The following is a 21,614-nucleotide window of genomic DNA, read 5'->3' on the forward strand; positions in this document are numbered from 1 at the left end:
CAGCCAGATTGGGTGCGGCCTGCGCGCAGTGCCCCGGAGTGTACACGCAGTACACGAGGAGGCCGAGCACAGCCCAAGCTCAAGCTGGCGGTGCTCGGTAGACGATCACAGACTCGGGAATCAAGGGCGTAGCGAGCGCCAGCCAGATTGGGTGCGGCCTGCGCGCAGTGCCCCGGAGTGTACACGCAGTACACGAGGAAGCCGAGCACAGCCCAAACTCAAGCTGGCGGTGCTCGGTAGACGATCACATTAAATAGCTTCTTCGTCTTGTTCGCCGGTCCTGATACGCACTACGCGCGCCACGTCGAAGACAAAGATTTTACCGTCGCCGATTTTACCGGTCTGCGCGGTCTGCATGATGGTTTCCACGCAGGTATCGACGATATCGTCGGCCACGACGATCTCAATTTTCACCTTCGGCAGAAAATCGACCATGTACTCAGCGCCACGGTACAGCTCAGTGTGCCCTTTCTGACGGCCGAAGCCTTTCACTTCGGTCACGGTCATCCCGGTAATGCCAACTTCAGCCAGCGCTTCACGGACATCATCCAGTTTGAACGGCTTGATAATAGCGTCGATCTTTTTCATCTTCTTTCCTTTACCAATTTTTGCGGCCAAAGCCGGATGTGATTGGGTAGCGGCGGTCTTTGCCGAAATTGCGGGCGGTGATGCGCGGCCCGACGGCGGCCTGACGCCGCTTGTATTCGTTAATATCCACCAGGCGTATCACCTTGCGAACGATCGCCTCGTCGAAGCCTTCGGCCACCAGATCGGCAACCGATTTATCGCGCTCGACGTAACCTTCCAGAATCGCATCCAGAATGTCGTACGGCGGCAGGCTGTCCTGATCGAGCTGATCCGGCGCCAGCTCGGCGGACGGTGGACGATCGATAACGCGCTGCGGGATCACGTAAGAGACGGTATTGCGGTATTCGGACAGCTTGAACACCAGCGTTTTAGGCACGTCCTTCAACACGTCGAAGCCACCGGCCATATCACCATACAGCGTGGCGTAACCTACGGCCATCTCGCTTTTGTTGCCGGTGGTCAACACGATGCTGCGACGCTTGTTGGACAGCGCCATCAACACCACGCCGCGACAGCGCGCCTGCAGGTTCTCTTCCGTGGTATCACGCTCGGTCCCAGCGAACATTGGCGTCAGCTGGCCCATAAAGGCGTCGAACATCGGCTCAATCGAAACGATATCGAATTCAATGCCCAGGATTTCCGCTTCTTCCCTGGCGTCGGCAATACTGATGTCCGCGGTATAACGGAACGGCATCATCAGCGCCTGCACCTTGTCTTTGCCCAGCGCGTCGACGGCAATCGCCAGCGTCAACGCCGAATCGATACCGCCAGAAAGCCCCAGCACGGCACCCTTGAAGCCGTTTTTGGTCACGTAATCGCGCACCGCCAGCACCAGGGCTTCATAGACCTGCGCCAACTGCGGCAGCTCGGCGGCCGGAGCGGTCATCGGCACCACGTCCAGCTCGTTGAATTCCAGCAGGGTCACCTGCTCGGCAAACGCCGCCAGGCGATGGGTCATGTTGCCAGCCGCGTCGAAGACTTTCGAACAACCGTCAAAAATCAGCTCATCCTGTCCGCCAATCTGGTTCAGATAGACCAGCGGCAAATGGGTGCGCTGGCAATGACCGGCCATCAGGGTTTTACGGATGTACGGTTTTTCGCGGTTGTAAGGCGAGGCGTTGATCGACAGAATCATTTCGGCTCCGGCGGCCTTGGCGGCATCCACCGGCTCCGGGAACCACAGATCTTCGCAAATCAGCAGGCCCAAACGGTAGCCTTTCAGCTCAACCACGCAGGTGTCGTTACCGGCCTGGAAGTAGCGCTTCTCGTCGAATACGCCGTAGTTCGGCAACTGCTGCTTGAAGTAACGCGCCAGCAATTGCCCTTCAGAAAACAGCGACAGCGCATTATAGAGTTTGTCGCCTTCGCGCCACGGGTGGCCGACCAGGATCGCCACGTCGGTGGAGGCCTGCTGCAAACGCAGAAGTTGCTCGTCACAACGTTGGTAAAAATCGTTGCGATACAGCAGGTCTTCCGGCGGATAGCCGGACAGCGCCAGTTCGGTGAACATGACCAGATCGGCTCCCGCCTTCTGCTGCTGTTGCACGGTTTGCAACATTCGTTCGGTGTTGCCTTCGATGTCACCGACCAACAGATTCAACTGGGCCAGTGCGATGGAAAGTGATCTGCTCATTGTTTAGGGTCCCGCTTAATACGTTCCATGGTGCTTTGCGTTTGGTCATGCCAGCAATTGAGAACGGAGTGTAAATCATTCCGCCGCGTTTGTTGAGAACCTGCGTGCGCAGGCCGCGGCGGAAAACATCATTCTTTAAAGTCGTTGGCGTCCAGTTCATGGCGCGACAGCAATTTATAAAACTCGGTACGGTTACGGCCCGCCATGCGCGCGGCCTGGGTGACGTTACCCTTGGTGATCTGCAACAGTTTGCGTAAGTAATGCAATTCAAACTGATTACGCGCCTCGACAAAGGTCGGCAAGGCGGTGTTTTCCCCTTCCAACGCCTGCTCTACCAGCGCTTCGCTGATAACAGGTGCGGAAGTCAGGGCCACGCACTGCTCGATCACATTCACCAATTGGCGCACGTTGCCCGGCCAGGTGGCGGTCATCAGGCGTTTCATGGCGTCCGAAGAGAAGCTGCGGACAAACGGCTTGTGTCGCTTGGCAGATTCGCGCAGCAGATGATTGGCCAGCAGCGGAATATCCTCGGCCCGCTCGTTCAGCGCCGGGATCTTCAGGTTCACCACGTTGAGGCGATAATACAAATCCTCGCGGAATTCATTTTTCGCCATCGCCTTTTGCAGATCGCGGTGGGTGGCGGAAATAATGCGTACATCGATGTCCAGATCGCGGTTACTGCCCAGCGGACGCACTTTGCGTTCCTGCAGCACGCGCAACAACTTCACCTGCAGCGAAAGCGGCATATCGCCAATCTCGTCGAGGAACAGCGTCCCGCCTGCCGCCGCCTGGAACAAACCTTCACGGCTGCTGACCGCGCCGGTAAATGCCCCTTTGGCATGACCGAACAGCTCGGACTCCAGCAGTTGCTCCGGCAACGCACCGCAGTTAATGGCGATAAACGCCTTCTTGCCGCGCGGGCTGGCACCGTGGATCGCCTGTGCCAACACTTCCTTACCGGTGCCACTATGGCCGTTGATCAAGACGCTGACGTCTGACTGCGCCACCATTTTCGCCTGCTCCAGCAGGCGCAGCATAATAGGGCTGCGGGTGACGATATCCTCACGCCAGCTGTCGTCACCGGCCGGTAATGATTGGGACAGCGCTTCGTCGATGGCTTTGTACAGCGCATCGCGGTCCACCGGTTTGGTCAGGAAGCTGAACACTCCCTGCTGAGTGGCCGCCACCGCGTCCGGGATCGAACCGTGGGCGGTCAGGATGATCACCGGCATGCCCGGTTGGTGTTTTTGGATCTCGGCAAACAGCGCCATGCCGTCCATTTCATCCATCCGCAGATCGCTGATCACCAGATCAATCTTCTCGCGCCCTAACAGGCGTAGCGCTTCCTGGCCACTTTCGGCGGTGGTGACATGAAACCCTTCGCTGGTCAGGCGCATGCCCAACAGCTTGAGCAGGCTGGGATCGTCGTCAACCAATAACAAATTGGCCGGTTTGCGTGCTGTCATTGCGCGTGAGACTCCTTATTAGCGGGGGGCGGCGCGTAAGTATCTTCCGGCTCGACCGGCAGGGCGGTGCCCTTTTCCGGCTCGGCGTCCGATTCTTCGGCCTTGGCCGGCGCCACTTTCTTGCCCGCTGCGTCGGTTTTTGGCTGTGTCCCGTTGTTATCCGGGATTTCACTTTGCAGCTGCTTGCGTGAAGAGAGCTGACGTTCGATATCGGTCAGGTTTTCCAGCTTGCGTGACGTGTCCTGCAGCTGCGCTTGTAGGCGTATTTGATTCTGGCGTAGCAGATCTATCTGGCTGTCGGAGCTTTCCTGCAGGTGCTGATAACGTGCTTTTTCATCAAACAGGGTGACCTGCAGTACCTGCTGTTGACGCCACAGCTGCAGCAGCGGGCGCAGCGAGCTTGGGAACTCCAGGCGATAGCTGTTCAGGCGGTCAATTATCTGGCGTCGCTCGCCCGAAGTCGGTTCGGCGCTGCCCAGCAAAATGCTCTGTTTGAAAATGCCGTCCCAGCTGTTGCCGGGTAGAGTTTTCGCCAGCGCACGTGCCTGGGTAGAACCGATACGATCGGCACAGTCCATAGCGCGCAGCCAGTACAGTGAATTATTCAACGCATCTTTATCATCCAGCGCCCACAGACTGTCACAGGCCGCAATGCGGTAATCCACCACTTTGGTGTCCGGGATCGCTTCCTGCTGCGGTTGATTCAGACCACCGCTGACTGCGCGATCGACACAGCCTGCCAACAGAAACGGCATAAAAAGCACGCTGCCTAAAAAAGAAAATCGACGCTTGCCGAGTGGCGTACCCAGTGCGGCACGCGGTGAACGTTCGGTCTGCGTAAGACGAAGGCGTTTAGACCATGTGTACATTATTATTCATTCTCGGCGGTTAATGGCAATTCAATACGGAAACAGACATCTGCGCCGGCGACTTCAACCAGCTGCAGTTCACCGCGCATCCGGCGGATACAATCCTGCGCGATGCTCAGCCCCAGACCGCTTCCTTTTACCGCCCCTTTTCGCTGGTGGCTACCCTGGAAAAAAGGCTCGAAAATCATGGTTTGCTCGGCCTCGGGGATTGGCGTGCCGCTGTTGGCGACATCAATCTGCACCCGTTGTCCAACCTGACGGCTGCGGATCCAAATGTTACCGGATTCCTTGCCGTAGTGCACCGCATTGGAGTAGAGATTATCCAGCACGCGCATTAATAGAGTAGGCTCTGCCCAGCATATTTCCGCATCCAGTTGGATCTCGGTGCGGATCATTTTTGCCCGGGCCGGCAAACTGTGCGCAGCCACGACCATCTCGACCATTTCGGTCAACTCGACATTTTCATGTTCCGCCGGGCCATCGGCCAGTTTGCGGTTGTAATCCAGCAGTTGTTCAATCAGTTGCTGCAGGTGTCGGCTGCTTTGATCGAGGATGGTCACCACCTCTTTTTGATCGGAGGTCAGCGGCCCTGCCACTTCATCTGCCAGCAGTTCGGTGCCTTCACGCATGCTGGCCAGCGGCGTTTTCAGTTCATGCGAGATATGGCGCAAGAACTCATGGCGCTGCGACTCCAGCCAGGCCAGGCGCTCGCTCAACCAAATAATGCGCTGCGCCAGCGAACGTAATTCACGCGGCCCCTTAAAGGAAGCCGTACTGCCCAAGGCTCGCCCTTCCCCCAAACGGTTGATCATTCGCTCCACCGCCTTGACCGGGCCGATAATCATGCGGGTGAACAATACCACCAGCATCACGCTGACTAAAAACAGCATCAGCGCCTGCCAGCCGAAGAACTGGCCGCGCTCGGCAATCGCCTGCTGTAGCTGCTGACCACGTGAAAACACCACGGCACGCGTCGCCTGTACCATCTCGGCATTGGAGCGTGAAAACGATTCTAACAGCGTGGAAGCCTGCGGATCCGGACCGCTGCTTTGGCATTTAATCGCTGCCAGTTGAGTCAACAGATCGCGCAAGGTTTGATAGTAGCGTTCATCCGGCAGGATTGGGGCATGGGCATCCAGCATTTGCGAATACTGTTTGCGCTGATTCTGATAGAGGCGCGCCAGTGTGGGATCCACCAGCACGCAATATTGGCGATAGCTACGCTCCATTTCCAACGCCACGCTGGTCATCGCCTCGCTGCGTCGTGCATCCACCAACGTAGTGCGGTTGATGTCCGCCGCCTGGGCGCTGAGGTGATCCAGGCTCTGGTAAGCCTGATAGGCCAACACCAGCAGCGGCAACAGCACCAGCAAGAACGCCATCAACACCAGTTGACGTAGCGAACGGGGAAATAAACGCCATCTTTTCAACGAAATCATCTCATTGTCTCTAGTCTGCTTCGATGCTAACCGAGTCGCCGATGAGAGGAAAGCCCGGCGTTCAGCGGAGCGTCAGGAAATAAGGAGAATCAGGCCATAGGTAGGGAGTACGGGTCAGAACTTATCGGTAAAGAGTGGTGAGCATGCTTTGGTATTTGACGTTGGGGCAAGACTGCCCCATCGCAAGAAAGTGTGGATGCCCTTAATTTCTCGTCCCCAGGGTGATGTAGCCCAAGGGCTGGCATCGAACAGGACGAATAGCATCCGTAAGTATCCGGAATTGATGAACACTCATCACAGTTGGATACAGGCGGTGCCTCACTCCACGTGTCGCCCGATGCTTGATAAAGCGCTTACGCGGCTATTATCGGTTTAGTTGGACGATAGGCACCATTTCTTTGGCATCATTCGGGGGGCTTATGAGGCAACTGTTCCGTCTATTTACGGGGCCGTCATAAAAAGTTGAATGAGCAACTGAGCAGAATAATGCACTTAACGTGCCAACTTTTCAATAAATTTATTAACCAACTGAATTTAAAATAAAAAAAACAAAAACCCATGCCAAAGCACTCTCATTTTCAGATGTGCTGGCGAAGAAAAAAACACCGTCCTGTCGCCAAAAACCGACAACTTAAGCCAATTAATTTCTGGTCATTAAAAATCAATAAGTTACGTGTCTCTTTTTAGAGACAATGAAAATACCCTCTGTCGCAAAATGCAGACAATCGCCATCGTCTTAACCATGGACATAAATAAATTGAAAAGGGACGCAATCTCTTGCGTCCCTTTCGGCTAGCACAGCGTTATCGCTTAGCCCAGCTGCTTACGGGCGTTGCGGAACATGCGCATCCACGGGCTGTCTTCACCCCACTCTTCCGGATGCCATGAGTTGCTCACGGTGCGGAACACACGCTCCGGATGCGGCATCATTACCGTCGCACGCCCATTGGCGCTGGTGACGGCGGTGATACCGTTCGGCGAACCGTTCGGGTTGGCCGGGTAGCTTTCCGTTACCTGACCGGCATTATCGACAAAGCGTAACGCCACCAGACCATGATGCTCCAGCGCCGCCAGATGTGCCGTATCGCGCACTTCGACGTGACCTTCACCATGCGATACCGCAATCGGCATACGCGAACCCGCCATCCCCTGCATGAACAGCGACGGGCTGGCCGCCACTTCCACCAGGCTGAAACGGGCCTCGAAACGGTCTGACAGGTTACGTACGAAACGCGGCCAATGTTCGGCTCCGGGGATCAGATCGCGCAGGTTCGACATCATCTGACAGCCGTTGCACACGCCCAGTGCCAGGGTCTGCGGACGGTGGAAGAAAGATTCGAACTCGTCGCGCACGCGCTCGTTGAACAGAATCGACTTCGCCCAACCTTCGCCTGCGCCCAACACGTCACCGTAAGAGAAACCGCCGCAGGCCACCAGGGTATGGAAGTCCTGCAGGTCACGGCGCCCTTCCAGCAGATCGCTCATGTGTACGTCCACCGCATCAAAACCGGCGCGATGGAATGCCGCCGCCATCTCAACGTGGGAGTTAACGCCCTGCTCGCGCAGTACCGCCACTTTAGGGCGAGCCCCCTTGGCGATATAAGGTGCTGCAATATCTTCTTCAGGTGCGAAGCTCAGTTTGACGTTCAGGCCAGGATCGCGTTCATTCTGCTTGGCCTGGTGCTCCTGATCGGCACATTCAGGGTTATCGCGCAGGCGCTGCATCTGCCAGGTCGTTTCCGCCCACCAGGTGCGTAACGTGGCACGGCTTTCGCTGTACACCGGTTTGTCGCCCTGGGTAATCACAAAGCGATCGCCGGCCTGTACGCTGCCGATGTGGTGCACATTGTCCGTCAGGCCATGCTGAGCAAACGCCTGTTGGACCGCTTCAAGCCGATCGGCCGTCACCTGAATCACCGCGCCCAACTCTTCGTTGAACAGCGCTGCCAGCGCGTCGTCGCCCAACCCTTGAATATCTACCTGTACACCGCAGTGGCCGGCAAACGCCATTTCCGCCAGCGTCACCAACAGGCCGCCATCGGAGCGGTCGTGGTAGGCCAGCAGTGCGCGGTCGGCGACCAATTGTTGCATCGCGTTGAAGAAGCCTGCCAGTTGCTCGACGTTACGCACATCGGCCGGTTTGTCGCCCAGTTGACGGTAAACCTGCGCCAGCGCAGTGGCACCCAGCGCGTTATGGCCGTTACCCAGGTCAACCAGCAGCAATGCCGTGTCGCCCTTGTCGGTACGCAGTTGTGGCGTCACGGTGTGGCGAACATCTTCCACGCGGGCAAAACCAGTGATCACCAGAGACAACGGCGACGTCATTTCGCGCTGCTCGTTGCCTTCCTGCCAGCGGGTTTTCATCGACATTGAGTCTTTGCCCACCGGAATGGTGATGCCCAGCGCCGGGCAAAGCTCTTCGCCCACCGCTTTTACCGCTTCATACAGGCCGGCATCTTCACCCGGGTGACCGGCTGCCGCCATCCAGTTAGCGGAAAGTTTGACGCGCTTGAGCGAGCCAATCTCGGTCGCCGCCAGGTTGGTCAGCGCTTCGCCCACCGCCAGGCGGCCAGAAGCGGCAAAGTCCAGCAGGGCAACCGGCGCGCGTTCGCCGATCGACATCGCTTCACCGTAGTAACTGTCCAGGCTGGCGGTGGTAACCGCGCAGTCGGCTACCGGGATCTGCCATGGCCCGACCATCTGATCGCGTGCCACCATGCCGGTCACGGTACGGTCGCCGATGGTGATCAGGAAAGTTTTCTCGGCAACTGCCGGCAGGTGCAGAACGCGTTTTATCGCATCGGCCAGAGTAATGTTGTCGCGCTGTACCGGCTGGCCTTTAGCCTGCAAACGAGTCACATCGCGCGTCATCTTCGGCGTTTTGCCCAGCAGCACGTCCAACGGCATGTCGATCGGCTGGTTGTCGAAATGGCTGTCGTTCAGCGTCAAATGCTGTTCTTCGGTGGCTTCACCGATCACTGCATAAGGGGCACGCTCACGGCGGCAAATCTCGTCGAACTGCGCCATCTGCGCCGGGGCAATCGCCATCACATAGCGTTCCTGTGATTCATTGCACCAGACTTCCAGCGGGCTCATGCCCGGTTCGTCGTTAAGGATATCGCGCAGTTCGAAACGGCCGCCGCGGCCACCGTCGCTGACCAGCTCCGGCATGGCGTTAGACAAACCGCCCGCTCCCACATCGTGGATAAACAAAATCGGGTTCTGTTCGCCCAACTGCCAGCAGCGGTCGATCACTTCCTGGCAGCGGCGCTCCATTTCCGGGTTGTCGCGCTGTACCGAGGCAAAATCCAGATCGGCGTCGGACTGGCCGGAGGCCATAGAAGAGGCTGCGCCGCCGCCCAGACCGATGTTCATCGCCGGGCCACCCAGCACCACCAGTTTGGCGCCGACGGTGATTTCACCTTTTTGCACGTGATCGGCGCGGATGTTGCCGATACCGCCCGCCAGCATGATCGGTTTGTGATAACCGCGCAGCTCGACGCCGTTATGGCTGTTAACCTGTTCTTCGTAGGTACGGAAGTATCCCACCAGCGCCGGACGGCCAAATTCATTATTGAACGCCGCGCCGCCCAGTGGGCCGTCGGTCATGATATCCAGTGCGGTTACGATGCGATCCGGCTTGCCAAAATCCTGCTCCCAGGGCTGCTCGAAGCCGGGAATGCGCAGGTTGGAAACAGAGAAGCCCACCAGACCGGCTTTGGGTTTGGCACCGCGACCTGTAGCGCCTTCGTCGCGGATCTCGCCACCGGAACCGGTAGCGGCACCCGGCCACGGGGAGATCGCCGTCGGGTGGTTATGAGTTTCCACCTTCATCAGGATATGGGCCTCTTCCTGATGATAGTCATACTGACCGCTTTGCGGCGCAGCGAAGAAACGGCCAACCTGCGAACCTTCCATCACGGCGGCGTTGTCTTTATAAGCCGACAGCACGTAATCCGGCGTCTGCTCGAAGGTGTTTTTGATCATTTTGAACAGCGACTTCGGCTGCTGTTCGCCGTCGATGATCCAATCGGCGTTGAAAATTTTATGACGGCAGTGCTCCGAGTTGGCCTGCGCGAACATATAGAGTTCGATATCCGTCGGGTTGCGCCCCAGCCCGGTAAAGGCATTCAGCAGATAGTCGATTTCATCTTCGGCCAGCGCCAGACCGAGCTTGAGGTTGGCCTGTTCCAGCGCGCTGCGCCCTTCCCCCAGCATATCGATCGCCTGATAAGGCGTCGGCTGATGCTGAGCAAACAGCTGTTCTGCCTGTTGCAAGCTGCTGAAAACGGTTTCCATCATCCGGTCGTGCAGCAATGCGGCAAGCTGTTGCCACTGCGCTTCAGTCAGCGTCGGTGCCTTGACGTAAAACGCCAGACCGCGCTCCAACCGCACCACCTGCTTCAAACCGCAGTTATGGGCGATATCGGTGGCTTTGGAAGACCAGGGAGAAATGGTGCCCGGACGCGGTGTCACCAACAGCAGGCGACCTTCAGGGGCATGTTCGGCGAGAGAGGGACCGTACTTGAGCAGGCGCGTGAGCTTGCCGTGTTCTTCGGCATTGAGCGGTGCGCTGACATCGGCAAAGTGGACGTACTCGGCGTAGATATCACTGACCGGAAGTTGGGCGTCCAGACAGCGGGACAACAGTTTGGTAACACGAAAAGCCGACAAAGCGGGCGAACCACGCAGTATTTCCATAATCAAAGTTCTCTCGTCTTCGAAGCAACTGACTTCAGCACTTCATTGGGCGCAACAGGGGGAAAACGCGCGCCATTATAGAGAATCTGCGCGACAGACGAAACCGTTTGCGTAGCTATTATTGATAAAAGCTGTTCGCGCCATCGAATTGTCATAACGTATCAATAAAGTTGCACGCTGGCGTTTTGTTGCGCAAAATGCCCCGGCACTGGTGATTTAACCATAAGAAAATGCGGGATGACAATCGGCAGTGCACCTGTGCCACCACTGGATAACTATTTGAAACGCCTTAAAATAAACTACATTCTAATCGGTGTTGTCACCCTGCTTCTGGCGCTCGCCCTGTGGCCCAATATTACCTGGCGCGGCGGCCAGGGCGGGCAACTCGAAGAGATCAAATCCCGCGGCGAGTTGCGTATCAGTACGCTAAACTCGCCGTTAACCTATTTCACTACCAAGCAGGGGCCAAGTGGTCTCGACTACGAGTTGGCGAAACGTTTCGCCAACTATCTGGGGGTGAAGTTGGTGGTGATCCCGCATAAGAACATCAACGACCTGTTCGACGATCTGGACGATGACGATGCCGACCTGCTGGCCGCCGGCCTGATCTACAATCAGGATCGCCTCAGCCGCGCCCGAACCGGCCCGGCTTACTATTCCGTTTCCCAGCAGTTGGTTTATCGCCTGGGCACCGCACGCCCCAAAAGCTTTGCCGATATTAAAGGCAAGCTGGCGGTCGCCTCCGGCTCGGCACACGTCAGCACGCTGAAACAGCTCAAACAAAGTAAGTTCCCGGACCTCAGTTGGGAAGCTTCCAGCGATCTCACCTCCAAAGAGCTGCTCGAGCAGGTCGCCGACGGCAAACTGGATTACACCCTCGGCGACTCCGTGACCATCGCCCTGCTGCAGCGCATCCATCCGCAGCTGGCGGTGGCTTTCGACGTCACCGATGAAGAACCTGTCACCTGGTACCTGAAGCGCGGCACCGACGACAGCCTGTACGCGGCCATGCTGGATTTTTACAGCCAGATGGTGGACGACGGCACGCTGGCGCGGCTGGAAGAGAAATACCTCGGCCACGTGGGCAGTTTCGATTACGTTGATACCAAAACCTTCCTGTCGGCGATAGATTCGGTACTGCCCACCTTCCGTTCGCTGTTTGAAAAATACGCCAGCGAGATCGACTGGAAGCTGCTGGCCGCCATTGCCTATCAGGAATCGCATTGGAACCCGCAGGCCACTTCACCCACCGGCGTTCGTGGTCTGATGATGCTGACGCGGGCCACCGCCGACGGTCTGGGGGTTAACGATCGCCTCGATCCTGAGGAGAGCATTCAGGGGGGCGCACTCTATTTACAGCGGCTGATGGCCAAGGTGCCCGACACCGTGCCGGAAGATGAGCGTATCTGGTTTGCGCTGGCGGCCTACAACATGGGCTGGGGCCATATGCTCGACGCCCGCAAGCTGACCAAAATGCAAAAAGGCAACCCGGACAGTTGGGTCGACGTCAAACAGCGCCTGCCGATGCTCAGCCAGAAGCGCTACTACCCGCAGTTGACCTACGGCTATGCGCGCGGACGCGAAGCCTATAACTACGTGGAAAACATCCGCCGCTATCAGGTCAGCCTGGTGGGGTATCTGCAAGAAAGGGAAAGAAAGGCGGCGCAGGAAGCGGCCGAACAGGCGGAGCTGGGGAAAGGCTATCCGGCAGTGGCGCCGGAGTTGGCACTTAACTTCTGATTATTCGGGATCCTTATCTGCCTGCGCGCGTTGCGCTTGCTTCAACGCCTTTTGCTGTTCGCGGCGCATGCGGAAAAAGTTGCTCAAGGTAGCCGCGCATTCCTCGGCCAGCACGCCGGAGAGGATCTCCACCTGATGATTCATTCCGGGATGGCGTAAAATATCCACCAGCGATCCCGCTGCCCCGGTTTTCACATCGGCAGCACCGTAAACCAATCGACGAATGCGGCTATGCACCATCGCCCCCGCACACATCACGCACGGCTCCAGGGTCACGTACAAGGTCGCATTCAACAGGCGGTAATTCTGCAACACGGCCCCGCCCTGCCGCAGCGCCATGATTTCTGCATGCGCGGTCGGATCGTGGCGGCCAATCGGCCGGTTCCAGCCTTCGCCAATCACCTGATTGTCCAGTACCAACAGCGCTCCGACCGGCACCTCTCCCTCTTCCTGCGCACGCAGGGCCAGCCGCAATGCCTGACGCATCCAGTATTCATCGTTATATTCAGTCATTGCATTATTCCTCGTGCACTTTGCGGCGGGCATTATACACAGTAGCGGCGCTGCATGCTGCGCCCGTGTTAACCGGGGAAAATATAGCCGTCCCTTCTCAGCGGCGGAGAAATGACTCACTGCGGCTTGAAATACAACGGGTATATACTGATTGAATCACGGTGTTTTTCAGGGACAGGAAACATGAAACTCAGCAAGAAAAACGCCACCGTCGTGCGCAAAGCGCTGGACGGCTGGGTAGATGAAGGTGCGCTGACGGCGCAACAGCAGCAACAGCTGCTGCAACACGTTGAGGTACAACCCTTCGACTGGCGACGGCTGGCACGTTATGCGTTTCTCGCCGCGCTAGCTTCGCTGGTGATTGCCATCAGCAGCCTGTTCGCTGACAGCGAATTGCTTTATCGCCTGGGGGAATTATTCCGCTTTGATGCGCCAGTACGTATGGCGATCGCCGCCGTAGTGGCCGCGCTTTGCTATGTCTGGGCGCTGAGACGCCGCCGTCGGCATCCGGAGAAACGCTACGGTAATGAAGCCGCCTTGTTCGTTGCCGTGCTGTTCACCGCCTGCGCCCTGTGGCAAATGGGCGTCTGGCTGGATAACGGCAGTGGCCGGGTCTCGTTGCTGTTGACGTTCGCCGCGCTGCTGTATGGCGTGATTGGCTGGTGCAGCCGTTCCGGGCTGGTGTGGTGGTTTGCCCTGCTGTCGCTCGGCAATGCTTTTGGTGCCGAGACCGGCTATCTGTCCGGCTGGGGGGCTTATTGGCTGGGCATGAGCTTCCCGATTCGCTTTATCGCCTTTGGCGTGGTGCTGATCGCCGCAGCATTGCTGTTGCAACCACTGCTCGCTCGCCGTGGGCTGGAGCGAGTTTCGCTGGCGATGGGCTTGCTGTATCTGTTCATCGCCCTATGGTTGCTGTCGATTTTCGGGAATTATGGCGATCTCGACAGCTGGTATAACGCACGTCAGATTGAACTGCTCCACTGGAGTCTGTTGTTCGGCCTCGCCGCCGTCGGGTGCATCTGGCTGGGGCTGAAACGCGACGACGCCATGCTACGCGGGTTTGGGTTGACCTTCCTCGGTATTAACCTCTATACCCGCTTCTTCGAATTTTTCTGGGACGCCATGCCCAAGGCGATTTTCTTTGTGGTGCTCGGCCTGAGCCTGTGGGCGCTGGGACATTACGCGGAAAAAGTCTGGCAATGGGGCCGTAAACCGCATGACCAAACCGATGATTAAGGCTCGCCGGTTTTAACGGTAAGAGTTACTGCTGGGTTTGACTCTGATCGGGCCAAACCCACAAAGTATAAGTGGTTAAACTAAAACTAAATCAATCACCTGACCTAATCTCTGTGATGTTGCGATAGATCATGATGACTTAATAATTAGCGGAGTAGTGTTTGGGGCAAGCAATAAAGCTTTTATCCAGGAGTGACTTATGGCTGCCTCAACTTTCTTTATCCCTTCCGTCAACATGATTGGCTCCGGCTGTCTGGACCAAGCGGCAAAAACCCTGAAACAGCAGGGATTGCGTCAGGCGTTGATCGTGACCGACAAAGTGTTGAATAACATTGGCGTAGTCGCCCAGGTTCAACAGTTGCTCGCCGCGCAGCAAATCGAAAGCTGCGTTTATGACGGCACTCACCCTAACCCCACCACGCTGAACGTGAAACAGGGCCTGGCCCTGCTGCAAGAGCATCAATGCGACTGCGTGATCTCCCTGGGGGGCGGCTCACCGCACGATTGTGCCAAAGGCATCGCGTTGCTGGCCACCAACGGCGGCGACATCAAGGACTATGAAGGCGTAGACCGCTCTGCAAAACCGCAGTTGCCGATGATCGCCATTAACACTACCGCCGGCACCGCCTCTGAAATGACCCGCTTTTGCATCATCACCGATGAAGCACGCCACATAAAAATGGCGATTGTCGACAAACACGTTACGCCGATCCTGTCGGTAAACGATCCGCATCTGATGGCCGGGATGCCGAAAGGCCTGACCGCCGCCACCGGCATGGATGCCTTAACCCACGCGATTGAGGCCTACGTTTCCAGCGCCGCCAACCCGATTACCGACGCCTGTGCGTTGAAGGCCGTCACCATGATCGCCGAATCGCTGCGCGACGCCGTTGCCGACGGCAGCAATATGCAAGCGCGCGAAAATATGGCCTATGCCCAATTCCTGGCTGGGATGGCCTTCAACAACGCTTCTCTCGGTTATGTGCATGCGATGGCGCACCAGCTCGGCGGTTTCTACGACCTGCCGCATGGGGTGTGTAATGCGGTGTTGCTGCCACACGTGCAGGAATTTAACGCCAGCGTTTGTGCGTCTCGCCTGAAGGATATCGCCGCCGCCATGGGGTTGGATGTGAGCTACCTTAACGATCAGCAGGGTGCCGCGGCCTGTATTGCCGCCATTCGGTTACTGGCACAAGACGTTGGCATCCCGGCCGGGCTGCGTGATTTGCAGGTGAAAGAACAGGATCTGGATACGTTGGCCACCAACGCGCTGAAAGACGCTTGCGGCTTCACTAACCCAATACAGGCCACTCACGCGCAGATTGTCGCCATTTTCCGCGCGGCAATGTAAGTCATCAAAAACGGCAAAGGGCGGAAATTCCGCCCTTTGGTTATTCCAACTGCTGCAGCTCACCCAGTTTACTGACTCGCCAGCGGTGCTCGCAGAAATACAACAGCGGGTTATCCTGCTTGCTGTCGCTATAGCCGCTATACAGCTTAAGCGGCGTGCCTAGACGTTGTTCCAACTGCGTCACCTTCTGGACACCCAGGCAACGTAAAGCCAGCACCCAACCACCGTAACGCCGCAGGATGCGGCTGCCCACCAAGTGAATCTGCGGCAGAAAGGCCGAATCCTGATACACCTGCTCCACCAGCCGTTCCGGTGAACCGGTAATCAACCATACCTGTGCATCATGCGCCTCGAGGTACTGCCGCAAACGCATTTGCACCACCGGGAAAGCGGTCACCTTATTGCGGAAATAAGTCACAAAACGCTGCTCCAGCGCCTTTAACCTGACCTCCGAACGCCCAAAGGTGATCGACCACAGCAGTACGCTCATTGGCCAACGGGCTGCACGGCCCATCACCAGCAGCGCCAACCCGACAACCGGCAGCAGCGGCACCACCAGCAGCAGATTCAACGGCAGATGGCGCAGCAAAAAACGCAAGAAACTGCCAAACATGTCTTCCTGATGCAGCGTGCCGTCCAGATCAAAGAACACCACGCGGCGGCCTTCCCCGGCCTGCTGGCTCTGTTTCTCGCTCAAGGGCTACTCCTCAGGATCGTTGAATCCCATTATCCAGGTGAAAATAAATCCAGCGGCAATGGTAATCACCAGGCCGGTCAGATACAACATCACCTTACCCGAGACGATGGTTAACGCCAAAGGTAAACCCGAGATGCCAAAGGTGATCACCGTTGCCACTTTCCAATAGCTGATCAGCGCCCCGCCCACCGCACCGCCGAGACAGGCGGCAATAAAAGGTTTGCCCAGCGGCAGAGTGACACCAAAAATCAAGGGTTCGCCAATACCGAGAATGCCGACCGGCAACGCCCCTTTGATGACCTTTTTGAGGCGCGCATTGCGGGTTTTCATTAATACCGCCAACGCGGCCCCAACCTGCCCAACCCCGGCCATCGCCAAAATAGGCAATAGCGGGTTGGAACCATGCGCCTGAACCAGTTCGACGTGGATCGGCACCAGGCCCTGATGTAAACCGGACAGCACCAGCGGCAGAAACAGCCCGGACAGCACCGCGCCCACCAGTAAGCCACCTTTATCGATCGCCAGATTGGCGCCGTGGGCAATCACGCCTGAAATATAACCGCCCAACGGCTGCAGGATCACAATAGCCAGGGATGCGGTCACCAAGGTGGTGATCAGCGGGTTGAGGATCAGCTCAATCGACTCCGGCAGCCAGTTGCGCAGGCGTTTTTCTACCCAGCACATCAACGCCACCACCAACAGCACGGCAATCACCCCACCGCGCCCCGGCTGCAGCGCTTCGCCGAATAAAGTAATCTGCGCCAATGCCGGGCTTGAGAGAATCCCGGCCATCACACCGCCCATCGCCTGCGAACCGCCAAACACCCGTGCGGCGTTAACCCCCACCAAAATATTCATGATGGCAAACACCGCGCTGCCGAAAATGGCCAGCAGCCCGAGCACGTTGGGGTAATTCACCGCCAGTTCGCCGGCAATGTCCGGCCGCTTCAAGAGGTTGATGATGCCGGTAATCAGGCCTGAGGCGATGAAAGCCGGGATCAAAGGGATAAAGACATCGGCCAGCTTTTTCAGCGCACCGCTCATCGGCGCGGCATATTTCTGCTTGGCCTGCGCCTTGTTGCGGGCGATGTTGTCCCCGGCAGCCGCAACCGCAGGGGCCCCCGTAAGCAATGAGCGCATCGCGTCCACCACTTTGGCGGCGGCGCCGGGCCCGACAATGAACTGATGCTGTTCGCCCTGTTTGATGTAGCCCTTGACGCCTGGCAACTGCTTGAGCGCCGCCAGATCAAGGCGTTGCTCGTCGCTAACCTCGACGCGTACCCGTGTCATGCAGTTCTCCAGCCGCAGGATATTCCCTTCCCCACCAATGCCTGCCAGAATCTGTGTTGCCAGTGCCGTTGTTTTGTCCATCGCCCGCCCCAGGTGTCGTTAGCGCGTCAACGCCGCGCGTAAATAGCCGTCGTGCTGCTTTAAGCGCAACTGCGCCTCTTCAGCGTCGACGCCGGCCAGAATCATCAGGATTGCCGGTTTAACCTCAAAACCGGTCTGTGTCAGCGCCGCTTCGGCCTGACTGCGTTCAGCACCGGTGGCCTCCACCACGATGCGGCAGGCACGATCCACCAGTTTGACGTTGGTGGCTTTTACATCCACCATCAGGTTTTGGTAGACCTTCCCCAGTTTAACCATCGCCCCGGTCGACAACATGTTCAGCACCAGCTTCTGTGCGGTGCCCGACTTCAGCCGAGTGGACCCCGTCAGGGCCTCTGGCCCCACTACCGGCGAAATCGCCACCTGCGCCTCATGGGCGATCGGTGAGTCCGGATTGCAGGAGATTGCCGCCGTCGGGCAGCCCAGTTGTCGTGCATAGCGCAGCGCACCAATCACATAAGGCGTGCGCCCGGACGCCGCCAGCCCCACCACCATGTCGGTCGCGGTCAAATCCAGTGCGATAAGATCGGCTTCACCCAACGCCGCATCATCCTCCGCGCCTTCTACCGCTTTGAGCAACGCACCTGGACCGCCGGCAATCAACCCGATGACCATGCCGTGCGGCACGCCGAAGGTTGGTGGGCATTCAGAGGCATCCAACACGCCAAGGCGGCCGCTGGTCCCGGCACCGAGATAAATCAGCCGACCGCCGGCCTTCAATGCGGCCGCTGCCAGGTCCACTGCCTGTGCGATAGCCGGCAACACCTTTTCTATCGCCTCCGGCACCTTGCGGTCTTCCTGATTGAAGCAACTCACCATTTCCAACGTTGTCATCTCGTCGAGTCGAAGCGTGGCCGGGTTGCGGCTTTCGGATACTAATGCGCCTAAATTCATCTCTTCACCTTTGAATTTTTAATTCACAAACTGAAATCATTATTTGAATATTTTATTCAACAAAGCGAGCGCTTTTTGCTATTTTAAAGTCTCGCTCACAAAAAATTTTCACCGCGCGTTTTCGCCTCCCACGTGGCAGAATGGCCGCTGGCCTCAAGGGAAAAATGAATGAGTACCCTTCTTCGTATTCGCCAGATGTATCCAACCCTGGCTCAAAATGACCGCAAGCTGGCGGACTTTCTGCTGCATAACGCGGAGCAGGCACGCCATCTCAGTTCGCAGAAGCTGGCTCAACTGGCCGGCATCAGCCAGTCGAGCGTGGTGAAGTTTGCTCAGAAGATGGGCTACAAAGGCTTCCCGGCGCTAAAGTTGGCGCTGAGTGAAACGCTAGCCCAGCCGCAGAAAGAACCTGTGGTCACGGTGCATAACCAGATCCTCAGCAGCGACTCGTTGAAAGCCGTCGGCGAAAAACTGTTGGTGGAAAAGCAGGCTGCACTGCGCGCCACGCTAGATATCAACAGTGAAGAGCGCCTGCATCAAGCGTTGGAAATGCTGCGTCAGGCGCGGAGGGTCATTTTATTGGGGATCGGCGCTTCCGGATTGGTCGCCAAGGACTTCTCATACAAGCTGTTGAAAATCGGCGTTATTGCCGTAGCCGAGCAGGATATGCACGTTCAGCTGGCGGCGGTTCAGGCGCTGGATAAGCGGGATTTATTGCTGGCAATTTCGTTCAGCGGTGAACGGCGGGAAATCAATCTGGCGGCGGAAGAAGCCCGCATTGCCGGCGCAAAAGTGCTGGCGCTCACCAGTTTTTCACCCAACGGCCTGCAGCAACGTGCCGATCACTGTTTGTATACCATTGCCGAAGAGCCCAATACCCGCAGCGCTGCCATTTCTTCCAGTACCGCTCAATATGCCCTCACCGACCTGCTGTTTATGGCCTTAATTCAGCACGATCTCGATCGCGCCCCCGAACGCATCAAACACAGCGAACAATTAATGAAAAAACTCGTCTGAGTCGTATAATGTCCGGGCCACAAATATCCAGGTATAAAAAACCTATCTAATAATAGAGTACGTGGCTCTTATTGTTCAAATTCCGAGCAGGGTTTGAACTGGCATGGACAGCAATATATTGACAACTGAGCTTAATGAAAACACACACAGCCATTCTAAATAAACTCCACACTTCCGTAACACTTTACGCACTCCGAGATTTATTACTTTTCGTTGTCACTTCGTTGATATTAATAAAATCGATGGGCTACGGCGGCGGTAAAGGGGTTGATATTATTTTTATTTCCCTTACGCTATTATTATTGTCTATTTCTCCTCTCACTCGGTATTTCCTGGTCATTCCCTACATTATACTTTGTGCTATCTATGCCCCTGTCGGCATGATATATGGCCCACCTTCCGTTGCAGTGGTCTCGGCGCTGTTTCAAACCAACAGGGTCGAGGCCGTTGAATTCCTGCATGCCATACCGACAGGCTGTTATCTGTTACCCTTCGCTACACTGATGATGCTGTTTCTTCTCGCCCGCTATTGCTGGCGTCAACCGCTCTCGGCGCGTAAGGCTATGCCGTTTTTTCTGATTTTAATTGTGGTACTGTTTGCCAGAATACTCAGTGGAAACGCCGGAAATATTAAGTTGATAGATTTCTTTTCCTCATTGATGTCCTCATACCAAAGTTATAATCGGCAAATGATAGAAATCAATGCCGGCATGCTGGCCGAGCCCCGCTGGACTATTGATAGCGTAAATAGTAATCAGACTAACTATGTCATTATAGTGGGTGAGAGCATGCGCAGGGATTATATGTCCTTATTTGGGTACCCGACGTCAACGACCCCATTTTTGGATCGCGTAAACGGCACCTTTTACAGTAATTATATTTCTACCGCGCCGAACACCTTCGAATCCCTGCCGAGAACTCTGGCACTGAGCGACGGAAAAATCAGCTATATCTCAGATAATATTGTCACGTTGGCAAAAGCAGCAGGATTACATACTTATTGGTTTTCCAATCAGGGACTGCTTGGTCAATTTGATGCACCGGTATCCAAAATAGCCATGTTCAGTGATGAATATCAGTTCCTGAAAAAAGGAGATTATCAATCGCGTAACACCGATGATGATGAACTGCTGCCATTGTTACAAACCGCGTTGGCTAACAACTCACCGGGGAACCTATATGTTCTGCATATTATGGGTTCGCATTCTGACTTTTGCGAACGACTCGGTGGTGAGCCGCCGGTTTTCACCAGCAGCAATACTGAGCTCGCCTGCTACCTTTCCACCTACCGCAAGACGGATAGGTTCATCGAACATACTTACCAAATGCTGCAAGATACCCATTCACCGTTTAAATTAATCTATTTCTCTGATCACGGTCTCTCTCAGCGAACTATTGATGGCAAAGTGTATCTGCGACATAGCGGCGATACACGACAGAATTACGAAGTCCCGCTCTTGGTGCTTTCTGATACCGATCGCCAACGTATCTTTGTTGACGAGCCACACAGTGCCTTTGAGTTTATCCGTCTTTTTGCCCGGCAGGCAGGCATAGTCGTGACTCATCCAGAACTGAATACGCGAGTAGCAGGGCCTGGTAAGCGGCCGACTTTCAATGGTCAGGAAATGGTTGATTTCGATCAGTTGGCCAATGACCCGCCAGAGTTATTATGACGGCCATCTCAAGGGGTGAGCGCTCTGCAGCAACGCATTGGCGGGCGCCGGTGGAAAAACGCCCAATAAAATGGGTTTTATGATAGATTGCGCGCCTGTTCGTGTGCACCGATTAAAAGATAACTGAAATGGCACTGCTGATTACCAAAAAATGCATCAACTGCGACATGTGCGAACCGGAATGCCCAAATCAGGCCATTTCGATGGGCGATGATATCTACCAGATCGATACCGATCGCTGTACCGAATGCGTCGGTCATTACGATATCCCAACCTGTCAGCAGGTGTGCCCGATCGACAACACCATTATCGTCAATCCAGAGCACCGCGAAACCAACGAACAGCTGTGGGACAAATTTGTGCTGCTGCATCATGCCGATCGGCTGTGACACAGAAATTCAGATCGAC

16 protein-coding genes are annotated in these 21,614 nt (G+C 56.3%); 6 read left to right on the forward strand and 10 right to left on the reverse strand.

Translation table 11 applies throughout. The features are described 5' to 3' along the window. Positions 1–249: 249 nt before the first annotated feature. The 6 genes from glnB to purL form a co-directional block, all read right to left on the reverse strand. Positions 250–588, reverse strand: coding sequence for a nitrogen regulatory protein P-II (glnB, locus tag AC1RKG_RS22845; RefSeq protein ID WP_004847623.1), 339 nt, complete (start codon positions 586–588; stop codon positions 250–252). A 10-nt stretch (positions 589–598) separates the two neighbouring features. Next, the gene (locus AC1RKG_RS22850) at positions 599–2,221 is read right to left on the reverse strand and encodes an NAD+ synthase (protein ID WP_115058250.1); all 1,623 of its coding nucleotides are present in this window, start codon (positions 2,219–2,221) and stop codon (positions 599–601) included. Positions 2,222–2,349: 128 nt separating this feature from the next. Then, on the reverse strand, positions 2,350–3,687 hold the full coding sequence (gene glrR / locus AC1RKG_RS22855) for a two-component system response regulator GlrR (protein ID WP_020828186.1): 1,338 nt from the start codon (positions 3,685–3,687) through the stop codon (positions 2,350–2,352). Beyond that, a complete protein-coding gene (gene qseG, locus AC1RKG_RS22860; RefSeq protein WP_130016682.1) occupies positions 3,684–4,556 on the reverse strand; it encodes a two-component system QseEF-associated lipoprotein QseG in 873 nt (290 codons plus the stop codon). Before qseG ends, glrR begins: the two co-directional genes overlap by 4 nt. Before the next feature lie 2 nt (positions 4,557–4,558). After that, positions 4,559–5,995 carry a sensor histidine kinase gene (locus AC1RKG_RS22865; RefSeq protein WP_046372891.1) on the reverse strand — a complete coding sequence of 479 codons (1,437 nt, stop codon included), beginning with the start codon at positions 5,993–5,995 and terminating at the stop codon, positions 4,559–4,561. Between the two features lie 810 nt (positions 5,996–6,805). Continuing rightward, positions 6,806–10,699, reverse strand: coding sequence for a phosphoribosylformylglycinamidine synthase (gene purL, locus AC1RKG_RS22870; RefSeq protein ID WP_493183775.1), 3,894 nt, complete (start codon positions 10,697–10,699; stop codon positions 6,806–6,808). A 276-nt stretch (positions 10,700–10,975) separates the two neighbouring features. Here purL and mltF point away from each other — a divergent pair, with 276 nt between their 5' ends. Then, the gene (gene mltF, locus AC1RKG_RS22875; RefSeq protein ID WP_128865118.1) at positions 10,976–12,436 is read left to right on the forward strand and encodes a membrane-bound lytic murein transglycosylase MltF; all 1,461 of its coding nucleotides are present in this window, start codon (positions 10,976–10,978) and stop codon (positions 12,434–12,436) included. Here the strand turns inward: mltF and tadA are convergent, their stop codons facing one another. Beyond that, entirely contained in the window at positions 12,437–12,949 is a 513-nt protein-coding gene (tadA, locus tag AC1RKG_RS22880) for a tRNA adenosine(34) deaminase TadA (RefSeq protein ID WP_044554547.1), read from the reverse strand. 183 nt (positions 12,950–13,132) lie between these two features. Between tadA and AC1RKG_RS22885 the strand changes: the two genes are divergently transcribed. Together AC1RKG_RS22885 and yiaY are read left to right on the forward strand one after the other, a co-directional pair. Continuing rightward, a complete protein-coding gene (locus AC1RKG_RS22885; RefSeq protein ID WP_198640004.1) occupies positions 13,133–14,185 on the forward strand; it encodes a DUF2157 domain-containing protein in 1,053 nt (350 codons plus the stop codon). A 199-nt stretch (positions 14,186–14,384) separates the two neighbouring features. Continuing rightward, positions 14,385–15,536: an L-threonine dehydrogenase gene (yiaY, locus tag AC1RKG_RS22890; protein ID WP_122080033.1), complete on the forward strand. Its 1,152-nt coding sequence runs from the start codon at positions 14,385–14,387 to the stop codon at positions 15,534–15,536. Positions 15,537–15,576: 40 nt separating this feature from the next. Here the strand turns inward: yiaY and yfhb are convergent, their stop codons facing one another. The 3 genes from yfhb to murQ are packed head-to-tail and all read right to left on the reverse strand — an operon-like array spanning position 15,577 to position 18,516. Beyond that, a complete protein-coding gene (yfhb, locus tag AC1RKG_RS22895) occupies positions 15,577–16,233 on the reverse strand; it encodes a phosphatidylglycerophosphatase C (protein WP_128865099.1) in 657 nt (218 codons plus the stop codon). 3 nt (positions 16,234–16,236) lie between these two features. Next, a complete protein-coding gene (locus AC1RKG_RS22900; RefSeq protein ID WP_493183752.1) occupies positions 16,237–17,604 on the reverse strand; it encodes a PTS transporter subunit EIIC in 1,368 nt (455 codons plus the stop codon). Between the two features lie 18 nt (positions 17,605–17,622). Continuing rightward, positions 17,623–18,516, reverse strand: a complete 894-nt coding sequence (murQ, locus tag AC1RKG_RS22905) for an N-acetylmuramic acid 6-phosphate etherase (protein ID WP_122080034.1) — start codon at positions 18,514–18,516, stop codon at positions 17,623–17,625. A 168-nt stretch (positions 18,517–18,684) separates the two neighbouring features. Between murQ and AC1RKG_RS22910 the strand changes: the two genes are divergently transcribed. The 3 genes from AC1RKG_RS22910 (at position 18,685) to AC1RKG_RS22920 (ending at position 21,595) form a co-directional block, all read left to right on the forward strand. Next, the gene (locus AC1RKG_RS22910) at positions 18,685–19,533 is read left to right on the forward strand and encodes a MurR/RpiR family transcriptional regulator (RefSeq protein ID WP_041414843.1); all 849 of its coding nucleotides are present in this window, start codon (positions 18,685–18,687) and stop codon (positions 19,531–19,533) included. 134 nt (positions 19,534–19,667) lie between these two features. Then, a complete protein-coding gene (locus AC1RKG_RS22915; RefSeq protein ID WP_122080035.1) occupies positions 19,668–21,206 on the forward strand; it encodes a phosphoethanolamine transferase in 1,539 nt (512 codons plus the stop codon). Between the two features lie 128 nt (positions 21,207–21,334). After that, entirely contained in the window at positions 21,335–21,595 is a 261-nt protein-coding gene (locus AC1RKG_RS22920) for a YfhL family 4Fe-4S dicluster ferredoxin (protein ID WP_187961801.1), read from the forward strand. The last annotated feature ends 19 nt before the right edge of the window (positions 21,596–21,614 follow it).

This window comes from Serratia sp. GW822-FHT06D09, assembly GCF_058799515.1.